This window comes from Arenibacter sp. F26102 (genome assembly GCF_023015865.1).
Classification (GTDB): Bacteria; Bacteroidota; Bacteroidia; order Flavobacteriales; family Flavobacteriaceae; genus Arenibacter.
In genome coordinates this window covers 57,238-77,844 of record NZ_JALKBC010000015.1, presented here as the reverse complement: position 1 = coordinate 77,844, position 20,607 = coordinate 57,238, and the positions used below count along the sequence as shown (strand labels likewise).

Genomic DNA, 20,607 nt, shown 5'->3' with positions numbered 1-20,607 from the left:
CGTTATTTTGTTACAAATTAAAGTTTTTATATGTCCGAAAGATTAATGTCCCAGAAAAAACCTGCATTTCCAGTTAACAAAAAATTGGATGCCTATTTAGAACACTACAGCAGAAAAATTGAAATCCCAATTTTCTATGAAGATCTTTTGCGTTTTTCCGGCTCTATAGTAGTATACGATTCCAATGATGAGGATACACTTTGGGTGCGTGTTTATTATAGTGAATTCGATAGGACAGAGATAGATATCAGTCTTAAAAAAGTATACTCCATTCTTCATTCCGATGGAAGTGATAGCATATTCCCATTTTTAAATGTTGATGCCGTCGATTACTGTACCTTTGGGAATTCCAAACCATTTCGAATCAAGGTAAGGAATATACTAAATGACAATTTCACCTATTTTTATGTAAAAAGGACAGATGCCTCCAGGATTTACGGTTTGGAACTGGAACATATGTTATCCCCATACAACCTTAACTTCTTGGTGTATGGCGATACTTTGATAGAGGAACACATTGCGGGTATTCCCGGGGATGTATTCATCAAGGATTTTTTGCCAAAATGTAACGAATCTGAAAAATCGCAGTTGGCAAAGGAATTTGTCAAGTTTAATGAACGCTGTATGATCCGACTTTTGGGCGATATGCGATCCTATAACTACGTTATTGTTCCTACCCATGATTTTGACCATGTAGTATACAAAATAAGGGCTATAGATTTTGACCAACAGTGTTATGAGGGAAAATTGAAGGTGTACAGGCCTCAATTTTTTAAAGAAAATTATGATATGGTCATGTTGGTAAAGGAAAAGTTGCAGCGTAACTCTGTGGATCAATACAAGATTGAAGAACGTTCCATAGTCGCCAAAAGAATTTTGAGTTCCGGGAATCGTATCAAGCGATTGATTTCTATTGTAAAGATGGATAAAATATCCAATGAGGAGAATATAGCCGCCTTGGCCATACATATTCAGGACCTAACAGGAGATATCGACTTTAAAACCTGTAAGACCATGGGAGAAGTATTGGCCCTGGCCTTGGATTTTGTGAAAAGAAATTATCAGGATGTTAGCATGAAACAGATCATTGAGAATAGGATAAATATTTGATATCCGGTATGTTTATCTTCAGGTGAATTTTTATTCCCCGATCATTACTGACCCGTTCTTAAATATCGACCGCGATATTCCTTGTATATTAAAACCAAATAAGGCCTTAGATCAATAATAATCCAAGGCCTTATTAAGTTATTTAGGACTAAAGTCCGGTTAAATCTCCTAGTTAAGAGTGGTCAATTGTAATGTCTAACTTTTCTGTTCCTTGTTAAAATAGACCAGGTAGTAGTACATTTGGCGTTCTTCGTCCCAACCTTTCTCTACAAATTTTTGGGCAGATTCCGGGTTGATAAAGTCGAGTTTGATCTGAATATTGGTATCCAAATTAATAACGTTCTTAATCTTTTTTCTGGCGTCTGAAACGGCTTTGTTGGCAATGTCAAACGTCGAAACGTCCTCTATACTGTATTTGGGGCCTTTTTCAACTTTATAGTGCTTAAATTCTGGTATAAGTTCTGGATTCTCCATGACCTCGTTCAAGAAATTGGTTTCTTCAAAGGCATCATTTTTCGCAAAATGATTTACCGCCCTGTTCATAAACAAAACTTCCTGTTGTTTGTCCTCGGCCGGCAAAACCACATCCTTGGCAAAGTTCTGACAGAATTTTAAATAATTTTTGGTTTTAAAATTATCATCCGACAGGGCTTCTACTCCTAGGAAATTTTCCAGCCAGTATTTGGTGTCATAACGATTGCTATCTACTGAAAGTACCTTATAGCCTTCTTCCTTATTGGTGTTGAAAATTAAACAACCCTTATCCAATTTATTTATATTGATACCTTGTTGAACCAATATATCCAAGCTGTTTCCCTTTTCCTGAAATTGAAGGAAATCGTGCTTAAGCTCACTTTTAAATATGCCCACGGCATTCACCTTTACGTTGTCCAACATTAAATCTGTAAGATAGGCAACGTAAACTTCCCCGCTTTTAATATGTGGGTGATTGGATTGGTCGAATAATTGGGTCGCTATTTTTTTAGAATTGGCATGAAGACTACCGGGCTCCTCAAAAATATCGCTGACAATTTTGAATACTTCATTAAATTCAACATCTGCCTCATTTGAGAAGTAATAGTAATTTTCTTCCTTCTCCCTAAATGGTTTAAAAAAATACTCTTTTAAAAGCCCAGTAGTTTCGTCGTTCAGGGAAAATGGTTCCTCAGAGAGAAAAATACCTTCGCTCTTATTTTTGTTGCCCACACGATGTATGGATATGGTTTCAATTTGGGTAGGATATAAATTGATCATAGATTTAGGAAGTAATTTTAAAGGTTATTTTGTACTTAAACCTCGATTTAAGGTTCAAGTTAATTGTTTTTTCTCAATAGACAGGGTAAAGGGGCTATCAATATTATTTTACCATTTCCAACCCAAGTAACTCGAACTATTAGTTCCAGTTTTCATCAAAATCCAAATCTTCGTAATTGTCCAAAGTGTTGTCAAAATCGAATTCATTTTCATCTGCTTCAAACTTTTTTTCTGGCGGGGAATCAGGGACTTCACCAAAACTGAAAAGTGTATTGGGATAGGACTTGCCGTCTTCTTTTTCAACAATATCGGCCAATTCCACAAAGAAGGTCCACATGCTTAAAAAGTCATAAACATAAATGAGCTTGGGCGAATGTTCGGTGACAATCTCCTGCAATAGGATCTCGTTCATTAATCGGACATCAGAGCCACTTTCACTCATGTCGAACAAAGCAATTTCCTCGTCCTGTTTCCATTCTTCATCACAGGTATAGAAAGAAGCCATTTCATTTCCTAAAAAGCCAAAAGCCTGGGTAATTGCATTGTGAAGGTCTTCCATGGAATTGCTTTCCTCTATTTCTATATCCCTAAAAATATCTTCTTCTGCATCTAGAATGATCCTTATTTTGTATATCATTGGGTCCTTTTTTTGTGGTGGCAAAGTTACAAAGTTTTGATGGTTTTAAAAGCATTTAAAGCTTCCAAAACCAAATAGAACTGAAAACCGAATAAAACAGATGCCAAGACAAGATGTAAGGGTTGGGTAGAGAAAGGGAAATCTAGATAATACATGGCCATTCCAGAAATAATTTCAAAAAGTAAGAGTGTCAAAACCCAATTTATTTTAGAATAACCAAGGTTTAATTTATAGATCCTTATTGCAAGAAATAAGTTTAATAGGACCACGATTATGGAAAATGAACGATGCAAGTAAAAGGATAGCGTTGCATTATTTAACCATAGGCTGGGTGCATTTTCCCCATACAGGTCGGTTTGCATATCTACAAATTGTCTTACTTGAGTTCCTAAAACTATTTGAACCAAGGTGGCTGAGAGAACCAGTATCATAAAGTTCCTTGTAGTTTTATCAGGTTTTAATGACTTGATCTTATTGCTGGTAGCGTGTATTAAGTACAAAATCATTGCAACTATAATCAAAGCCATTACCATATGGATGGTTATTTTGGCCGGTGCCAAAACTGAATATACTACTGTGGCCCCAAGCCATGCTTGGAAGCCCATTGCAAAAACAACCAGCCATGAAAGTATAGTGATGGTTCTTCGTTTTTTCCAATAGGTAAATGAGGCAATGGCCATTATTAAGGTTCCCAGCCCTGCAATTGCTCCAAATAACCTATTGATGAATTCGGTCCAGGTGTGGAAAGGATTAAAAATAGCGTAGTCGTGCTTCGTATATGGCACCCAATTATTGGCATTATATTTTGTAGTTGTGCTAAAGTCTTCCCTGGCTACCCATAAGGATTCGTCAGCAATAATTACCTGACCTTTTTTGAATTTTTTTTCGGGCTGCCATTGCAATTCTGAAATATCAGTAGGGGGGATATAGTATCCGAAACATTTGGGCCAATCCGGGCATCCCATACCGCTGCCAGTCATTCTTACCACAGCTCCGGCCACAATTACCATATAGACCAAAACCAAAGTGATTTTGGCGATTTTTGTAAATTTATTTTGCATTTGGATATTTGAAAAGAACAGTGCAATATTACCACTCTTTTATCAAAAAGATGGTCTGGATAAGTCTAAATTTAAGGGATAAATATTGATACTTTTAAAACTGCCATAACCCAGTTAAATTTAATTCCCCCCAAGTCCCATTTCTTTTCCTTTTCGCAGCATTAAGGTGTATGCCGCATTGTACTCATTGGGGATTTCCCCTTCCAAAATGGCTTCTTTTATTGCTTCCTTTATCATACCTATTTCCTTGGAAGGTTTAAGGTTGAAAGTTTTCATGATTTCTTCTCCACTAATAGGGGGCTGAAAATTTCTTATATGGTCCCGTTCCTCTACCTCTTCGATTTTTTGACGGACTATTTTGAAATTATTCCGATATCTCTTTTGCTTTTTTGGATTCTTGGTAGTAATATCCGCTTCACAGAGGGTCATTAGGTCTTCTACATGCTCTCCAGCGTCAAAAATAAGTCTTCTTACTGCAGAGTCGGTTACAAAATCCTCGGAGAGGACTATAGGCCTGGAACTCATTAACACCATTTTTTGAACGAATTTCATTTTTTCGTTCAGGGGCAACCTAAGGCGCTTAAAAAGTTTGTAGACCATTTTAGACCCAATAAATTCATGGCCATGGAAAGTCCAACCTATTTTATTGTCGAATTTCTTGGTAGGTGCCTTGCCAATATCATGTAAAAGGGCAGCCCAACGCAACCAAACATTGTCTGTGTTTTGGGAAATATTATCCACGACCTCCAAAGTGTGCCAAAAATTATCCTTGTGCCTTTGTCCTTCAATTTCCTCAATACCTTCCAAGGCCACCAATTCGGGCATTATAAAGGGCAAAAGACCTGTATCGTGAAGCAGGGAAAACCCGAGGGACGGTTTGGCACTGGCCAAAATTTTATGTAATTCGTCCACGATGCGTTCATTGGAAATAATTTTAATTCTCTCCTTATTGTCCGCAATAGCTTGTAAAGATTCAGGATGTATTATAAAGTTTAATTGAGTGGCGAACCTTATGGCACGCATCATTCTCAAAGGGTCGTCCGAATAAGTAATATCAGGGTCCAATGGAGTTCTGATCAGCTGTCTTTTTAAATCCCCAATTCCGTCGAAAGGATCTAGGAGCTGTCCGTAGTCTTTTGAATTGAGTGAAATGGCCAGGGCGTTAATAGTGAAATCCCTGCGCTTTTGATCGTCTTCCAAGCTACCATTCTCAACAACAGGTTTTCTACTGTCACGGTGGTAACTTTCCTTTCTAGCCCCAACAAACTCAATTTCAATGTCCTGAAATTTGATCATTGCCGTTCCAAAATTCTTAAAGACGCTCACCTCCGAGCTTCCAGGTAATTTTTTGGCAACCAATTTGGCCAATTCTATACCACTACCTATGGCAACTATATCGATATCTTTTGGGGTTCCCCTTTGTAACAGGTAGTCACGTACAAAGCCTCCGATTACATAGGAGTCTAATGAAAGTTCCTTAGCTGCATCCGAAATGGTAGAAAATACGGGGTTCTTTAAGACTTCTTCGTGGGTTCTTTTCGTCATTCTTATTCTCGGATCACTTTTACAGTACCATCATTACCGAGCATAATAATGGAGGATGGGGTACTTTTAATTTTATCGCGGTCCAAATTTACTATATAGTCCACACCTTTTAAAATCTCGTCGTGTATTTCTTTGAAACTATTGGGAGTTGGTTGCCCTGCTATATTGGCGGAAGTGGATACGATAGGTTTCTTGAATTTCTTTATAAGATATTGGCAGAATTGATCCGTTGCCACCCTAATGGCCAAGGTATTGTCCTGTGCAATTAAATTTTTGGCAATTCCCTTTGGGGATTCATAGACAATAGTGGTTGGTTTGGTGGAAAGGTCGATAATGTCATAGGCCAGTTCCGGTACCTTGTTAACATGTTGCTCCAGCATAAAATCGTTTGCTACCAAACAGATCATAGTTTTAGTATTGGATCTTTTTTTTAGGGCGTAAATTTTTTCCACGGCCTCTTCATTTGTAGCATCACAACCAATACCCCAAACAGTATCCGTGGGGTATAAAATAAGGCCTCCTTCAGTAAGAATATCATAACATTTGTTAACCTCGGAAAGAATATCTTTCATAATTGTCTTTTACCTTAAATTTCGCAATCGTTTTAATTCCTTATATCGGGAAAATACTCCCAATGCATTTAGATAGCATATGATCAGACCTTTTTTGCCATCAAGCACGCCAAACCGCAAGATATAATGATTAAAGAATTTGTAAAATGGTCTAAATATAAAGTGGTACAAATTTGGGGAATAATCCTTTTTTAATTCCTCAACAGCCTTCATTTGCCCATATTTTATCATCTTACCCTTATAATCTTCGTAATTTTTATAAGAGTAATGAATCAATTTGTTTTTGAGTACACCTGACTGTCCGTTTACGACCAAGGTTTCGTGCACTATTCTATCCTGGGTAAAATGAACTTTACTCTTTTTAAAGAGCCTATAATTTTTATCCCTTTGCCATCCGCTAAAGCGTAGGACTTTATTTTTAAACATGAAAATCCTATAACAATAGTAGGCGTCCGCTGTTGGCTCTTTGGAATTCACGGTTTCCAAGATTTCATTTCTTAAGCGATCCGGGATACGCTCGTCTGCATCCAAAAAAAGTACCCAATCATTGGTGGCCTGTTCCAGGGCATATGATTTTTGATCCGTATAATTAACAAAGGGGCGCTGGATCAATTTTACATTTGGACGTTCTTTAATTTTTTCGATGGTGCCATCCGTGCTAAAGGAATCGACAACGATAATCTCATCTGCGAACTTCACATTTTCCAAAACTGCATTAATATGAATATCTTCATTGTAGGTAATAAGTATTGCCGAAATCTTATTAATTTTTTCACCATTAAAGGGATTCAATGTAGGCTTCCCGAACATGGAATTTATCTTGAACCTTCGAGCCAGGGATAGTTCTCTTTTTTCGGGTACCCCATTAGTTTCAATGTGGTTTTTTACAGCATTAACCATACGTAGGGCCGACTTTCCATCCTGGTAGGGGTGAAATTGCATGTTAATATAGGCTCTATCAGCGGCATGGGGATCTAGCTGAAAATTATTCAAAACTTTCTCGGTAAGTCCTGTGTAGACTTTTGAGTTGTCCCACAGTACCTTTTCGGCTATATTCTTAAAAGAAATTACAGGCTTGTTCAAAAGAATGAATTCATAAATGACGGATGAGGTGTCACTGATCAAAATATCTGCCTGTAAGAGCGATTTAATAATGTTTTTATCATCCTTGAAAAGCACGTTCGGGATTTCATTGGCCAGTGTTCTGTATGCCCTGATCCACTTATGATCCATAAGATCATGGAACTTAATAAAGATTACGTAGCCATTTTGCTCAGCAAGATCTTTGATTTCCTTTAATAAAAAAGGAGCCGAAGTAAGGCTAGGGGAGAAGGTAGGGGCGTAGAGGACGATCTTGTCCGTATTGTATTGCTGTAAAATGGCCTTCTTTTCAAAATCGTACCTGTTTTTTTCTGAGCTGTACACATCCAATTTTGGCCAGCCGGTTTCTATGACATCAAAATTTTTGTGTATTTTTTTTAGTTCATTGAACTTGTCCGTGAAATACGGTCCTTGGGTGAGATAAAGATCAAAGTAATGCCGTATCCTGAAATGTCCTTTCTTTTCTCCGGCCAGTCCGTGAAAGACCTGAACTTTGAGTCCACGGATATAGTAAGGTACTTCATTTCCCGGAACAAAGATGGCATCGCTCTTATAGCGCTGTAAATCTAAAGTGCTTACCGTGTAATCCTCATTTTTATAAGGGAAATTATCCAAAAGTTTCTCGGAGATATACCATAGGAAGTCATGTTCCTGTTCCAAGAGCACATCCCGAATAGGGGCAAGGATACCAAAGGCATATGCATTTTGGCAAAATAAAATTATCTTCATTTTTGGAATAAGGTATTGGCATTTTCCAAATCCTCCTTAAAGTCCACTTCCATACAATCGAATGCGGAAATGTCGACCGCACTAATTTTTAAGCCGTCTTTTTCTATTGATATTTCCAAACCTCTTTCAAAATAATCATTGTCATCACATTCCTCCAACCTATCTATAAAACTATTTATATCCTTGGCAGCAATGAAATTAATGCCCACGGCCTCTCCAAGCCCATTTTTAACGGTCTTGGATAATTTGTCTATATAGTTGTCATTTAAGGTGTACTTTACTTCTTCATCTGCCACTTTGCTTGTGTTTACGGCAACAAAAGATTGATTTTTATCTATATATGGCTTTAAAACAGATAGTAATCTTACGTCAAAAACAACATCGCCATTTAGCCAAAGCACAGATTTATCCCTATTTTTTTTAAGGGCCTTTAAAAGACTTTTAGAAGTGTTGGTCTGATCAAAAAATGGGTTATAAATATAGGTGAGTTCCGGAAAGCGTTCCATTATCAAATCCTTTTTAAAACCAACCACAACATTTATATCATGAATATTAAAGGTTTCATCCAGGTTGTTTACCTGCATCTCCATAATACATTTTCCATTTTTTAAAGGTGTTAGAGGTTTAGGAAATGGGTTTCCAAGTCTTGATCCAATACCCGCTGCTAAAATGACAATTTTCATGAGTTTAATAATTTATTTAATGACTAGTCCAGAACTAGACAGGTCCTATGTTATTTTAACCTTAACCTAATGCAAAGTTAAGGGAGGGGGCAAAGATATGTAAATAATGGTTTATAATTTTTTAGTGTAAAGAGCAGGAAGTCTTTAATGGCCTTAATAGTTAGTACACATTCTTTCGAAGAATGGTAGATTTAGGTACTAACAGTGTTTAGAAAATCCAAAAATTTCAATTGGGAACCAATACCTTAAGGAGGGATATATAATCATGAGGAATGTTAATTTGGGCCTAGGGAAAGATTATCCTGAGATAAATAAAATACCATCATGATTTGACCAAAAAATATGCCATTTTTTCTTTTTTGCCCAAACGCTGTAATTCCTTGTACCGTTCAAAATCGCCCAAGGCATTCAAGTAGCATATGGTAATTCCCTTTTTTCCATCAAGTATTCCCAATCTAATAATATAATGATTGAAAAACTTCCAAAAAGGTTTAAAAACTAGAAGAAGATAATTGAATTTTTTTTCTTTTTTATGGGCTTGCTTGGCCTTTAAACGCCCATATTTTAGCATTTTATACTTATAATCTTCATAGTTCTTGTAGCAAAAGTGCACTAATTTTTGCTGTAGTATCCCGGAGGTGCCATTGACAATAAGGGTTTCATGAACTATTTTCTCCTTAGCAAATTGTGCCTTACTCTTTCTGAAAAGCCGATAGTTTTTGTCGGTTTGCCATCCACTAAATCGTAGAGGCCTATTTTGGAACATGAATTTTCTGTAAAACCAGTAAGCACAATGTTCAGACTCTTTCTTCGCCTTGCACTTAATTTCTTTCCTTAATTCGTCCGTAACTACTTCATCGGCATCCAAGAAAAGTACCCAATCATGTGTAGCTTGTTTTAACGCATAGGATTTTTGTGCAGTATAATTTTCAAATCCATGTTGTATAACCTTAACCTTGGGGTGATTGTTTAGATATTGGTATGTGCCGTCCGTGCTATACGAGTCTACAACTATAATTTCATCTGCAAATTCAATGGAGTCTAAACATTTTTCAATATAACCCATTTCGTTATAAGTGATTATTAGGGCTGATATTTTTTCACTTTGATCTAGCATGTAGTTGATATTTTTACCACTTAATAGATAGTATTATAAGAAATAGTTGCGTTGAAATCGCAAAAATCTATAAGGAGATTACCTATTATATAACATTTAAAAACCGAGAATAGTATATCAAAAATATTAACAATAGTCCTAAAGTTGTTCACCTACAGTATTAAAGCTACCTCAGGAATTATAGAAGGATTTGGTTTTTTTGAGAAATGAATTCAAAATTTTGAGTCTGTAACCCTGGTTATGTTCATAATTAATTAGACCATCTATTATCATAACGGCATAAATAGTGGTCTTGATTTGGGCAACGAATAAAAATATGGGGATAATAAATTTTAACTATAAACGTTCACTACCTTTGACCCTTTTTGTACTAATCAATTGGTTTATAAATAAATGACTGAGTCATATCTATATATTTTATCCTCAAAATATCCAAATTGGAATTTTAACAGCTTTCCCGATGATAGCGTAAAATTATCCATAAGCTGTAAGTCAGAATTTGAGGGTGCTTTTATGGAGATGTTGGAGATCCTTAAAAACATCAGTGTTTTTTTTGACAATAAAGATCATGTCATTAAACTAAAAAAAGGAAATACTCTAGGTATTAAAGTGAAGCGTAGTAAAAGTGCCAAAAAGTATAAAAAAATATATACTTCGGGTTGTTTTGATATATTTCATTATGGGCATCTCAACATTCTAAAAAAGTCTAAAGGCATGTGCGATCACTTAATTGTGGGTGTTTCTACAGATGAACTTATATTAAAGGAAAAAGGCAGGTTGCCTGTAATTCCATTCGAAGAAAGAATAAAATTGGTCAAGGCCATAAGTTACGTTGACGAGGTTATTCCACAGGTAGATAAAAATAAGCAACGTATAGTGGATGAATATAATATAGATGCCATTTCTGTTGGTGATGATTGGAAAGGCAGATTTCCAAAAACTACTTGCCCTGTAGAATATGTAACCTATACAGCCAATGTCAGCAGTACTATTTTAAAGGAAACATTGCAATTGAAGGCTGTAGAGTCTTAGGCAATGGCATTATCGTCTTTGGAGGTATCCCAATCTTTAACCGGTGTTTGCCAATCTCCATACCTATAGGTAAGATACTCATCAGTTAGCGCGGGAATTTTGTAAACAAAACCTTTAAATTCTATATCTCCAAATGTTTGGTAGAACTTACTAGGTACAAATTTAGTTTTATTGTCAATTTGCCAGTAGCTATTCCCGTTTTTCGGATACTTTATAAAAACATCCAAACAAACAGCGCCTTTCAATAGACCAAAAAATCGTTTTTCCCTTATTTTTATCATTCTAATAGCATCCTTCGCGAAAAACTCATTGTTGCTATCAAAGTGTCTCGTTCTTACTCTATACCCCGCTTTCTTCAATCCGGAATAAAAATCGCCCAGCTTTTCTATCTGATCATGATTTATAGAAACATCAATGTCATTATCCCAAGGCAGAAGTCGGTTTTCTCTTCTTATACCCAGTAACGTACCTCCTTCAATCCAATAATCAATATTACAATTGTTGAAAATGATGGCTACACTTTGTAGCATTCTTTCGGCTATAACTTTGTTTTTTCCTTCAAGTGTAATGTTATATGCCATGATGGTGTTATACTAAATTATTTTTCAGGAATGAATGCAGTTCCCCTAAATCGTCCTCTTTTTTGTAGTGATGCGTATTTATGCCAGCGGATAAAGCAGAATTTACGGCTTCAACGTTATGCTCAAAATACACAACATCACTTGGCTCCAGATTATAAAACTCCAACATCTTAATGTAATATGCCTTATCGGTTTTGTTGGGGTTATGTTCCAAACTAAAAACCTCATAAGGCATATTTACAATTCCATAGGTATTGCGTTCTTGTTGATCGGCATTGGTTAGAATGATTTTTGGATTTGGAAAGGAGTCCAATATTTTTTTCAAATCCCGGTCCATTCCATTTTCCGTAACAAATGTGTTCCAAGCGTCTACAAGAATCGATTTCATTTTTTAAAAATTAAACGGCAACATCATATTCCCTTAGTGCATCATTTAGGGAAGTTTTTTTATTGGTGCTCTCTTTTCTGGTGCCAATAATCAATGCGCAGGGTACCTGATATTCCCCAGCAGGAAACTTTTTGGTATAACTACCTGGAATAACAACCGATCTGGCAGGTACCAAACCTTTTCTTTCTACTGGTTTATCGCCTGTAACATCTATAATTTTTGTTGAGGCCGTAAGTACCACATTGGCTCCCAAAACGGCCTCTTTTTCTACACGTACGCCTTCAACAACAATACATCTGGAACCAATAAAGGCATTGTCCTCTATTATTACCGGTGCTGCTTGTAAAGGTTCCAATACTCCACCTATTCCAACACCACCACTAAGATGAACATTTTTTCCAATTTGGGCGCAACTACCAACGGTAGCCCAAGTATCCACCATTGTCCCTTCGTCTACATAGGCACCAATGTTTACATAACTTGGCATTAGGATAGTGCCTGCTGAAATATATGATCCATGTCTTGCAACTGCATTGGGAACAACACGAATGCCTTTTTCAGCATAACCTCTCTTTAAGGGCATTTTATCGTGGTATTCAAAGATCCCCGCTTCCAAGGTTTCCATTTTTTGAATTGGAAAATATAGTACTACCGCCTTTTTTACCCATTCATTTATCTGCCAACCGTCAGTGGTAGGTTCTGCACAGCGCAATTTTCCATTATCCAAAAGATCTATGACTTCACGAATTGCATTTTGGGTTGGGATTTCTTTTAGTAGTTCACGATTTTCCCAAGCGGTTTCTATTGTTTTTCTTAGTTCTTTCATCTTTAATAATTCAAATTTTAGCAAATATAAGTGCTAGTAGGTAATTAACCTTTTGTTTTTGCACATATAACTATTTATCTCTTATTTTTGCAAAAAATTTATGTGGGAAGGATTGTAGCATTGGATTATGGGAAGGTGAGAACAGGTATAGCTGTAACAGACGAGTTGCAATTAATAGCCTCTGGCCTTACCACAGTTGAGACAAAGCAACTTTTGAATTTCCTTAGAAAGTATGTTGAGGAGGAGAACGTTGAAAGATTCGTGATTGGGGAGCCAAAGCAAATGAATAATCTTCCATCCGAATCCGAGGAAATAATTAAGCCCTTTTTGAGAACATTACAAGGTGTTTTTCCGAAGATACCGGTAGAGCGACAGGACGAGAGATTTACCTCTAAAATGGCGTTTCAGACCATGATAGATAGTGGCCTTAATAAAAAACAAAGAAGGGATAAGGCTTTAGTTGATGAAATTAGTGCCACTATTATATTGCAGTCTTATTTAAATAAAAACGGTACTTAATTTGTTCAGGGATTTAGAGTTTTTTATTAGAAGGAAAACAAGGTATTGTTTTAGAGTGTATTTCGCCTTCAGGGACAGGTGCAGGTTAAAAAATAATGACTTTGGGATTATTTCTAATAATTGCTGGGGAGGATGTATGTATCAATGGTTGGGATTGCCATACAACTCGCCTTTTGTGGGACTTTTTTTATATGGCCCTTGTTATATTAAATTATTGAATAGATTTGATTATTATTTGAGGCAAGAGCTTGATTTTAAAACAGTTTCCAAATATAAAGATCGCGAAATAGGTTACCCTATGGCTTTTTTGGATGATATTGAGGTACATTTTACGCATTATGACTCAAAGGAGGAAGCGTTGCGAAAATGGAACAGAAGAAAGGAAAGACTTTTAAAAAATGATCATCAAAATTGGTTTTTTATGATTTGCGATAGAGAAAGGGTCGATGATGAAATAATTAAGGAATTTCATCAATTGCCATTTAAAAATAAAGTATCCTTTGGTCTTGACGCCGTTGATGGTCTTGATAATCATCAACATATAAAAGTACCTCATAGGGATAGAAGTAAACAGGACAATGTTCCACATGGTAGAAAACTATTTCAAATTACATTTATGTTTATGGATGTAATTCATTGGTTAGACTACCGTCGACTTAAAAGAACTAGATTTAAAGCTTAAAATACATGATATTACCTATAGTTGCTTATGGAGACCCGGTACTTAGGAAAGTAGGGGATAATATAGATAAGGATTATCCAAAATTGGAAGAATTGGTGGCCAATATGTGGGACACTATGTATAATTCCAATGGTGTAGGTTTGGCCGCACCCCAAATTGGGCTGCCCATTAGGCTGTTCCTAGTGGATACCACTCCATTTGCGGATGACGAAGACCTTACTGAGGAAGAACAAAACGCACTTAAAGGGTTCAGGAAAGTTTTTATTAACGCCCACATAGAGGAAGAAACAGGTACGGAATGGGCCTTTAATGAAGGATGTCTTAGCATTCCTGATGTAAGGGAAGACGTTTCCAGAAAGGATACCATTACCATTTCCTATATGGACGAGAATTTTAAAGCTTTTAAGGAAACTTATGATGGTCTTTTGGCCAGGGTAATCCAACATGAATATGACCATATAGAGGGTATTTTGTTTATCGATAAATTATCCTCCTTAAAAAAGAGACTTTTAAAAGGTAGGTTGGCCAATATTTCCAAGGGAAAGATTAAGGTGGAATATAGAATGCGCTTTCCAAACATTAAAAAAGCACGTTAAAACTATTTCTATTATAAACAAAAAGTAGCATATTTGCCGCTGAAATTAAAATAACAGATGAGTTTAAATAAAATATTATCAATTGCAGGAAAACCAGGTCTTTTTAAATTGTTAACTCAGACACGTTCAGGTTTTGTGGCCGAATCATTGTTGGATGGTAAGAAAGTTACCGTTAGTTTTAAGAACAATGTAAGTGTCTTATCTGAGATTGCCATTTATACTTTGGAAGAGGAAGTGCCTTTGAAAGACGTATTCGAAAAGATCAAGGAAAAGGAAGATGGTGGAAAAACCGCGGTTAGTCATAAGGATGATAAAATAAAACTTGAAGAATATTTGTTCGAAGTACTTCCCAACTATGATGAGGATAGGGTATATGCCAGTGATATAAAAAAGATTGTTCAGTGGTACAATTTGTTACATGAGCACGGTATTACAGAGTATGCCGATGTGGAAGAAACAGAAGAAGCTCCTAAGGAAAAGGAATAGATTTTATATATCCAAAATAATGGACCTTCGTTTACGAAGGTTTTTTTTTGCCTTGTATTTTAGGTTCAAGGCTCAAGAATCGGGTCGCGTGTATGTTAAAATATTTCTTCATTTAGCATCGGTAGCTTGTTGTTGGTCCGAATTCTTATGTTAGGGGAAATTAATATTTTAATACCTTAATCAATTTTTTCATGATGAATTTATCTAAGAATGGCGCTTTAGTTTTATTGATGCTACTTGTAATCCCTTTTTGCCTTATTGGTCAACAACGTACTGGGAATATTGTTGAATATTTTGGCAAGGAAAAGGTTGGGGATATTCATGAAGAAAAGGTGATTAATAAAGCACTGGCCTTGACCATTCCGAGTTTAAGTTTTGAGTCGTCAACATTTCCTGTAGACCCGGTATTTGACCAATTCCTAATGAATCCATCCAAGTAAGTATCAATTGGTGAAGATTGTGATATTGACTATATGGGACGGGAATTAAAATGGAGTGAAATAAAGCCACAGCCAATTTAAAATTTAAGATACTTATTATTTGGACGACCTTTTGCCTTTTATTTAGAAGCGTTTATAATAAATTTGGAGACGTCTTTTTTGAATTTTTCCATGGAAGGTTTGTGGGTATACATCATATGTCCCGCTTCATAATATTCCATTGTAATATTATCCTTGATTTCTTTTTTAAGGCCTAAATGATTAATGCTATGTTCCACTCCGTAGAAAACCGTAGCTAGGTCATATATACCGTTTAGCACGAGAACCTTCATGTTTGGGTCTCTGGAGAGGGCTGTGGCCATGTCAATGCCGGTATTTATAGCCGCCGTGGTGCCCCATCTCTTATTTCCTTTATGGGTCCAATCCCATTTAAATCCATCCCTTCTGCCTGCCGTGATGGAGTACAATAAATTTTTATTCACTTTTAAGTCGCCATAAAAATAATCTAAAAACCCACTGATGTATGCTGGTGAGATGGCCAAACTTTGAGGGTCATGGCTTCCTTCTTGCGATAATAGATCTTCATTGATTCCCGTAAATCGGGAATCCAATCTTCCTACTATTTCACCTTTGTCCCTTAAAAATTCTGCAAAAAACTCAGCTGCAGTTACCTTTAGATCAGCTTTTAGCCAGTAATTGGTATCTGTGCCGGTGTAGTAAGCTAGTTTCGAGGCAATGTTGGCTTTTTCATTTTCGGAAATTTGATCACCTTTGAATAGGGCAGGGGTGTACTCATTTTCGGTAAAAGTTCTGACGGATGTAAGAAACTCAAATACATTTTCCGGTTTGTCGGCTATTTTATCATGGTACCATGCCGTAGCGGCATAGGTCGGTAAATGAACTATATATGGTAAGTCGTCATTTGGCGGAAACATAAGGGTCCGAAGGTCAAATACCGCAGATACCATTATAACTCCATTCATGGCCACGCCTTGGTTCAGCAGGGTATTCATTAAGCCCGCGTTCCTAAAGGTCCCGTAGCTTTCTCCCAAAAGGAATTTAGGACTGTTCATGCGGTCATTGTGTATCAGAAATTGTGTTATGAATAAGGACAGGCTTCTGATATCCTGGTCTACCCCCCAAAAGTCCTTAAACTTGGCTTTTCCAATAGGAATACTTAGACCTGTACCTACGGGATCTACCATCACAAGATCGGCAACATCAAGGATGGAGTAGTTGTTGTTGACTATTTTATAAGGAGCAGCTGGTGTTGATTTTGGGTCGTCCACAACAATTCTCTTTGGTCCTAAAATGCCCATGTGAAGCCAAAAAGAAGATGATCCGGGGCCACCGTTAAATGCAAAAACTATTGGCCGTCTTTGTGTGGCCAATCCTCTTTTGGAATCCCTGGTGTAATAGGTAAAGCCCACTAATGCAATGGGTTTGTTGGTTTCGTCCTTAACCTCAAAAGTTCCAGCCTTTGCCGTTAAATAGATGGTGTTTCCATTTAGGGTAACACTTTGCATGGTAGTGGCTACTTCAGCTTTGGGTATAGAATCATTTTCATTATTGGGATAGCATAATTGCCCCAATAATAGGATTAGAACTAGAATAAGAGCTTTCATTTGTTTAGTATTTAAATTTGGTTAAATAGCTAAACAGGTAAAATCTGATAATTAGGGGATTACAATATATTAAATATTAGGCTTTTAGGCTATAATAATGTTAAATGAATATTAGTCTTTGTCAATGGTTTTGTAGGTATACTTGCTTTTTTTCCACTCTATTAGTTCGGATGGATAGTATTTCACATTCATTTTATCCAAATACGGAGCCTGATTGCCCAACCTTACCTTATAATTTTCCCAATTTCTGTTTTCTTCAGTACTCCAACTAAGTTCCGAATAACCGATCATCCTGGGAAAAGCCAAATACTCCACTTCATCCATATTGCTTACTGTCTCCGACCATAAAGGCGCTTCTACCCCCAAGATGTTTTCTTTATTAATGCCTTTCACATATCTTTCAGGGGTCCATACATACCCTGTATCCACAGGGATATAACCTGCCCAATGAAGTCCATACTTTGAAAGGGTATCATATTGCATATCCAAATAGGCTTTTTTTCCTGGGGACAAGATAACTTTTAAGCCTTTTTCAACGGCTAATTTGGCATTTTCTTCGTTGGCCCAAAATTGTGCAATGGCAGTGGTATCTATATCAGCATGCACAATTTCGTCCCAGCCTATCATTCTTTTACCGTATTTCTTTACAATTTTGTCCACTTTGGATACAAAATGAATAAAATCTCTTTTTTTGGTAACGTGACTTTCATCGCCACCTGCATGAAAATAGGGACCAGGGGTAATCGCCGATATCTCCCTCACTACGTCATCAATAAAGGCATAAACGGTGTCTTTATTGGTGTCAAAGGTGCTGAAACCGACTTGGGTTCCTGTATAAAGTTTGGGTGTTTTTCCATTTCCATTTAAGTTGGGATAGGCCACTGATGCTGCGTTGGTGTGTCCCGGCATATCTACCTCGGGGACAATGGTTATAAAATGTTTGGCTGCATAGGCCACAATATCCTTGTAGTCTTCCTGAGTGTAAAATCCCCCAGGGCCACCACCTACTTCAGTACTGCCTCCAATCTCTGTAAGTTTTGGCCAAGATTTAATTTCTATACGCCAGCCCTGGTCATCTGTAAGATGCAAATGCAGCGTATTAATTTTGTAATAGGCCAATATATCGATATACTTTTTCACATCTTCTACACTAAAAAAGTGTCTTGCCACATCCAACATAGATCCCCTATATTCAAAATTAGGATTGTCGGTAATTTTACCCGTTGGAATCAACCACATTTTATTTTCGGAAAGGGTATCATTACTGGTTTCCGGAATAATTTGCCTTAAGGTCTGGACACCCCTAAAAGCTCCCTCTGCTGTCTTGGCGTTAAGAATAATGGAATCTTGGGTTATATATAAATCGTAACCCTCCTTTGAAGAAATAGTGGTACTGTCTGACTGATTGATAAAGATTATACGCTCTGTAGATAGGTTAGTTGTTGAGTTTACGGGTAAATCCAGATCGGTCTGCCATTTTATCTTTTCAGACAAGAACTCACCAACCTCTGGGAAACCATTGGAATTTTGAGAGGTATAGATGATGGTATTCCTATCAAGCCCAAAGGCGCTATTGGTGGCAACTATCTTTAGGGGTTTGGGAATTAAATTTTCCGAGGACAAATCTGTCGAAGGGAAATCTATTACTTTCTTTTTTTCCTGTTGACAAGCAACAAAAGCAGAAAATACAGCAAGTACAACTAATGATTTGATAAGAATGGATTTTTTCATTGAAGTTGAATGTGTTATTATTATATGGGCTTACGGTTGATTAACGTTAATTCATAAAGGGTTGGATGACGGAAAACCACAAATCATACCCTTTACTGTTCATATGAAGTCCATCACCGAGAAAAATATCCTGTTTTACTTTCTTATCGTCCATCATCACATCCCATACATTGGCATATTCCAGGGTACTTTCTTTTTCACATAGTTTTTTAAAGTGCCTGTTCAATTTTATATATTTTCTTTTTAAATGCCAACGGGAAATACTGGGTTTGGCCGCAATAATGACTATTTGGGTCATGCTATCCCTTTCCCTTACTTTATCAATAATTTTACGGGTGTTGTCGATAATTTCCCTTGTCTTTTTTTTGGAGGCAATATCATTATCGCCCTCGTAGATAAAAACCTTTCTAGGGTTGTATCTCAAAATAAGCTCATTGTAATAATGAAATAAATCGGACGACTGTGAGCCGCCAAAGCCGGAGTTGACGATTTGATGTTCCGGGAACATAGATTCCAAATTTTTCCACATCCGAATAGTAGAACTTCCCGCGAACACAATGGTTTGTTTTGAAGAATCCCAAAGGGTGTCATACTTTTGCTGCAAGGCCACCACCTCATTTTGAAAGGCCGGGGCCTTCTGACCGTAAGTAAAGGCCGTAAATAATAAGATTAAAATTATAAGTTTTTTCAATTTCATTTTCATTTAATTTCGTGGTTAAGTTATAATATTTATCACTTCCGTCAAATAATTTTTGATAGGGGATTTTGGTTGTTCGCTAATCGTAAAATTGAGCTTTAGTTGAGATTATGTCAGGAGTGCTTTCCTGGAACTAAAGTTTTTGCGCATCTTACCTTTTCTATAAGAGCGTTTCTCTATAATCAGTGGCTAATGTTATTATGGATTTTGGAGCTAATTTATTTTAAATCAGCACCATTTCCAATTTAACAAATTACACTTAAAGGAAACACTGAAACAAAAGGAAGATTTTATCTAATTCCTTTTACATTCATTTCCAAAGTATACAATGAGGTCATGGCTGTTATAAATAAGGTTTTTTGGTTTTTTCCTCCAAAGGTTACATTGGCCGTCCACTTTTGATCTACGGGAATATGTAATATTTGTTTCCCTTTTGGATCAAAGACGGTAACCCCATCCCCTGTAAGGTAAACATTACCTTGGTTGTCCATGGTCATTCCGTCCGAACCCATATTGGCAAATAGGGTTTTATTGCCTAGGCTGGCATCGGGATTTATGGTATAGGAATAGGTCTTTTTATCACCTATATCGGCAATATATAAAAGGGAGCCATCTTTACTGCCTATTATGCCATTAGGCCGTATGTAATCCTCGGCCACAATAAGAATATCCTTTTGATCGGGAGTAAGGTAGTAAACCCTTTCTTTCTCTATCTCTTTGCCAGAGCGAGTCCAATAGGGACGTTTATAAAAAGGGTCAGTAAAATAAATTCCTCCCTTGGGGTCTACCCATAAATCATTGGGACCGTTCAATTTGCTACCTTCAAAATCCTCAATTAAGACCGTGATATTTTTTTGGGAATCTATTCTCCAAAGTTGATTTTTATCATCTGCACAGGCCAATAGATTGCCTTGGTGGTCAAAATAGAGTCCGTTTGATCTACCTGATGGTTCCATATATACAGATACGGCTTTATCCTTTGCAGACCACTTAAGTATCCGGTCATTGGGCTGGTCCGTAAAAAACACATCTCCGTTGGGAGCAACGGCCGGCCCTTCGGTAAATGTATAATCGGTAGCTACCAATTGTACTTTGGCATCCTTGGCAATTAAGGATGTTTGTAACGATTTGCAGGATACGGAAAACAGAATAGGTAGTACTAAAAATAATTTTATAACTTTTTTCATCTACTTAT

Annotated in this window: 22 protein-coding genes; 7 read left to right on the top strand and 15 right to left on the bottom strand. The window is 36.8% G+C overall.

The features are described from left to right. Positions 1-30: 30 nt before the first annotated feature. On the top strand, positions 31-1,110 hold the full coding sequence (locus tag MWU78_RS18135) for a hypothetical protein (RefSeq protein WP_247000376.1): 1,080 nt from the start codon (positions 31-33) through the stop codon (positions 1,108-1,110). Positions 1,111-1,305: 195 nt separating this feature from the next. Here the strand turns inward: MWU78_RS18135 and MWU78_RS18130 are convergent, their stop codons facing one another. From MWU78_RS18130 to MWU78_RS18090, 8 genes are all read right to left on the bottom strand, one after another. Next, positions 1,306-2,364 (bottom strand): nucleoid-associated protein, encoded by a 1,059-nt coding sequence (locus MWU78_RS18130; RefSeq protein ID WP_247000375.1) that lies wholly within the window; start codon positions 2,362-2,364, stop codon positions 1,306-1,308. Positions 2,365-2,503: 139 nt separating this feature from the next. Beyond that, the gene (locus MWU78_RS18125; RefSeq protein ID WP_247000373.1) at positions 2,504-3,001 is read right to left on the bottom strand and encodes a plasmid pRiA4b ORF-3 family protein; all 498 of its coding nucleotides are present in this window, start codon (positions 2,999-3,001) and stop codon (positions 2,504-2,506) included. A gap of 26 nt (positions 3,002-3,027) precedes the next feature. Next, positions 3,028-4,062 (bottom strand): COX15/CtaA family protein, encoded by a 1,035-nt coding sequence (locus MWU78_RS18120; RefSeq protein WP_247000372.1) that lies wholly within the window; start codon positions 4,060-4,062, stop codon positions 3,028-3,030. 120 nt (positions 4,063-4,182) lie between these two features. Then, positions 4,183-5,607, bottom strand: a complete 1,425-nt coding sequence (locus tag MWU78_RS18115) for an HD domain-containing protein (protein WP_247000370.1) — start codon at positions 5,605-5,607, stop codon at positions 4,183-4,185. Between the two features lie 2 nt (positions 5,608-5,609). Further along, positions 5,610-6,179 carry an L-threonylcarbamoyladenylate synthase gene (locus MWU78_RS18110; RefSeq protein ID WP_247000368.1) on the bottom strand — a complete coding sequence of 190 codons (570 nt, stop codon included), beginning with the start codon at positions 6,177-6,179 and terminating at the stop codon, positions 5,610-5,612. 9 nt (positions 6,180-6,188) lie between these two features. Then, complete coding sequence (locus MWU78_RS22595) at positions 6,189-8,009, bottom strand: CDP-glycerol glycerophosphotransferase family protein (protein WP_348647106.1); 1,821 nt, start codon at positions 8,007-8,009, stop codon at positions 6,189-6,191. Continuing rightward, positions 8,006-8,692, bottom strand: a complete 687-nt coding sequence (locus tag MWU78_RS18095) for a phosphocholine cytidylyltransferase family protein (RefSeq protein ID WP_247000365.1) — start codon at positions 8,690-8,692, stop codon at positions 8,006-8,008. The genes MWU78_RS22595 and MWU78_RS18095 overlap by 4 nt, the downstream gene beginning before the upstream one ends. Before the next feature lie 322 nt (positions 8,693-9,014). Then, positions 9,015-9,809 (bottom strand): glycosyltransferase family 2 protein, encoded by a 795-nt coding sequence (locus MWU78_RS18090; protein WP_247000356.1) that lies wholly within the window; start codon positions 9,807-9,809, stop codon positions 9,015-9,017. A gap of 393 nt (positions 9,810-10,202) precedes the next feature. Between MWU78_RS18090 and MWU78_RS18085 the strand changes: the two genes are divergently transcribed. Then, complete coding sequence (locus MWU78_RS18085; RefSeq protein ID WP_247000354.1) at positions 10,203-10,841, top strand: adenylyltransferase/cytidyltransferase family protein; 639 nt, start codon at positions 10,203-10,205, stop codon at positions 10,839-10,841. On the opposite strand, the gene MWU78_RS18080 is transcribed toward MWU78_RS18085, so the two are convergent. Genes MWU78_RS18080 through MWU78_RS18070 form a run of 3 tightly spaced genes read right to left on the bottom strand, consistent with a single transcriptional unit; the run spans position 10,838 to position 12,636 of the window. After that, positions 10,838-11,422 (bottom strand): LicD family protein, encoded by a 585-nt coding sequence (locus MWU78_RS18080; protein WP_247000352.1) that lies wholly within the window; start codon positions 11,420-11,422, stop codon positions 10,838-10,840. The two genes, MWU78_RS18085 and MWU78_RS18080, sit on opposite strands and share 4 nt — an antisense overlap. 7 nt (positions 11,423-11,429) lie before the next feature. Next, positions 11,430-11,810: a hypothetical protein gene (locus MWU78_RS18075; protein WP_247000350.1), complete on the bottom strand. Its 381-nt coding sequence runs from the start codon at positions 11,808-11,810 to the stop codon at positions 11,430-11,432. Positions 11,811-11,820: 10 nt separating this feature from the next. Continuing rightward, complete coding sequence (locus MWU78_RS18070) at positions 11,821-12,636, bottom strand: 2,3,4,5-tetrahydropyridine-2,6-dicarboxylate N-succinyltransferase (RefSeq protein ID WP_247000348.1); 816 nt, start codon at positions 12,634-12,636, stop codon at positions 11,821-11,823. 102 nt (positions 12,637-12,738) lie between these two features. Between MWU78_RS18070 and ruvX the strand changes: the two genes are divergently transcribed. The 5 genes from ruvX to MWU78_RS18045 all read left to right on the top strand — a co-directional run bounded on the left by ruvX (position 12,739) and on the right by MWU78_RS18045 (position 15,359). Then, positions 12,739-13,155, top strand: coding sequence for a Holliday junction resolvase RuvX (ruvX, locus tag MWU78_RS18065; RefSeq protein ID WP_247000346.1), 417 nt, complete (start codon positions 12,739-12,741; stop codon positions 13,153-13,155). Between the two features lie 55 nt (positions 13,156-13,210). Next, entirely contained in the window at positions 13,211-13,837 is a 627-nt protein-coding gene (locus MWU78_RS18060; RefSeq protein ID WP_247000568.1) for a DUF1919 domain-containing protein, read from the top strand. A 5-nt stretch (positions 13,838-13,842) separates the two neighbouring features. Then, complete coding sequence (def, locus tag MWU78_RS18055; RefSeq protein WP_247000344.1) at positions 13,843-14,433, top strand: peptide deformylase; 591 nt, start codon at positions 13,843-13,845, stop codon at positions 14,431-14,433. 57 nt (positions 14,434-14,490) lie between these two features. Then, a complete protein-coding gene (locus MWU78_RS18050; protein WP_247000342.1) occupies positions 14,491-14,919 on the top strand; it encodes a DUF5606 domain-containing protein in 429 nt (142 codons plus the stop codon). Between the two features lie 191 nt (positions 14,920-15,110). Next, a complete protein-coding gene (locus MWU78_RS18045; RefSeq protein WP_247000340.1) occupies positions 15,111-15,359 on the top strand; it encodes a hypothetical protein in 249 nt (82 codons plus the stop codon). Positions 15,360-15,478: 119 nt separating this feature from the next. Here MWU78_RS18045 and MWU78_RS18040 read toward each other — a convergent pair whose 3' ends face one another. The 4 genes from MWU78_RS18040 to MWU78_RS18025 form a co-directional block, all read right to left on the bottom strand. Then, on the bottom strand, positions 15,479-16,984 hold the full coding sequence (locus MWU78_RS18040; protein ID WP_247000338.1) for a carboxypeptidase: 1,506 nt from the start codon (positions 16,982-16,984) through the stop codon (positions 15,479-15,481). 111 nt (positions 16,985-17,095) lie between these two features. Beyond that, positions 17,096-18,715: a family 20 glycosylhydrolase gene (locus MWU78_RS18035; RefSeq protein ID WP_247000336.1), complete on the bottom strand. Its 1,620-nt coding sequence runs from the start codon at positions 18,713-18,715 to the stop codon at positions 17,096-17,098. A gap of 46 nt (positions 18,716-18,761) precedes the next feature. Further along, on the bottom strand, positions 18,762-19,412 hold the full coding sequence (locus MWU78_RS18030) for a GDSL-type esterase/lipase family protein (RefSeq protein ID WP_247000334.1): 651 nt from the start codon (positions 19,410-19,412) through the stop codon (positions 18,762-18,764). Between the two features lie 290 nt (positions 19,413-19,702). Then, positions 19,703-20,599: an SMP-30/gluconolactonase/LRE family protein gene (locus MWU78_RS18025; RefSeq protein WP_247000332.1), complete on the bottom strand. Its 897-nt coding sequence runs from the start codon at positions 20,597-20,599 to the stop codon at positions 19,703-19,705. Between the last annotated feature and the right edge of the window lie 8 nt (positions 20,600-20,607).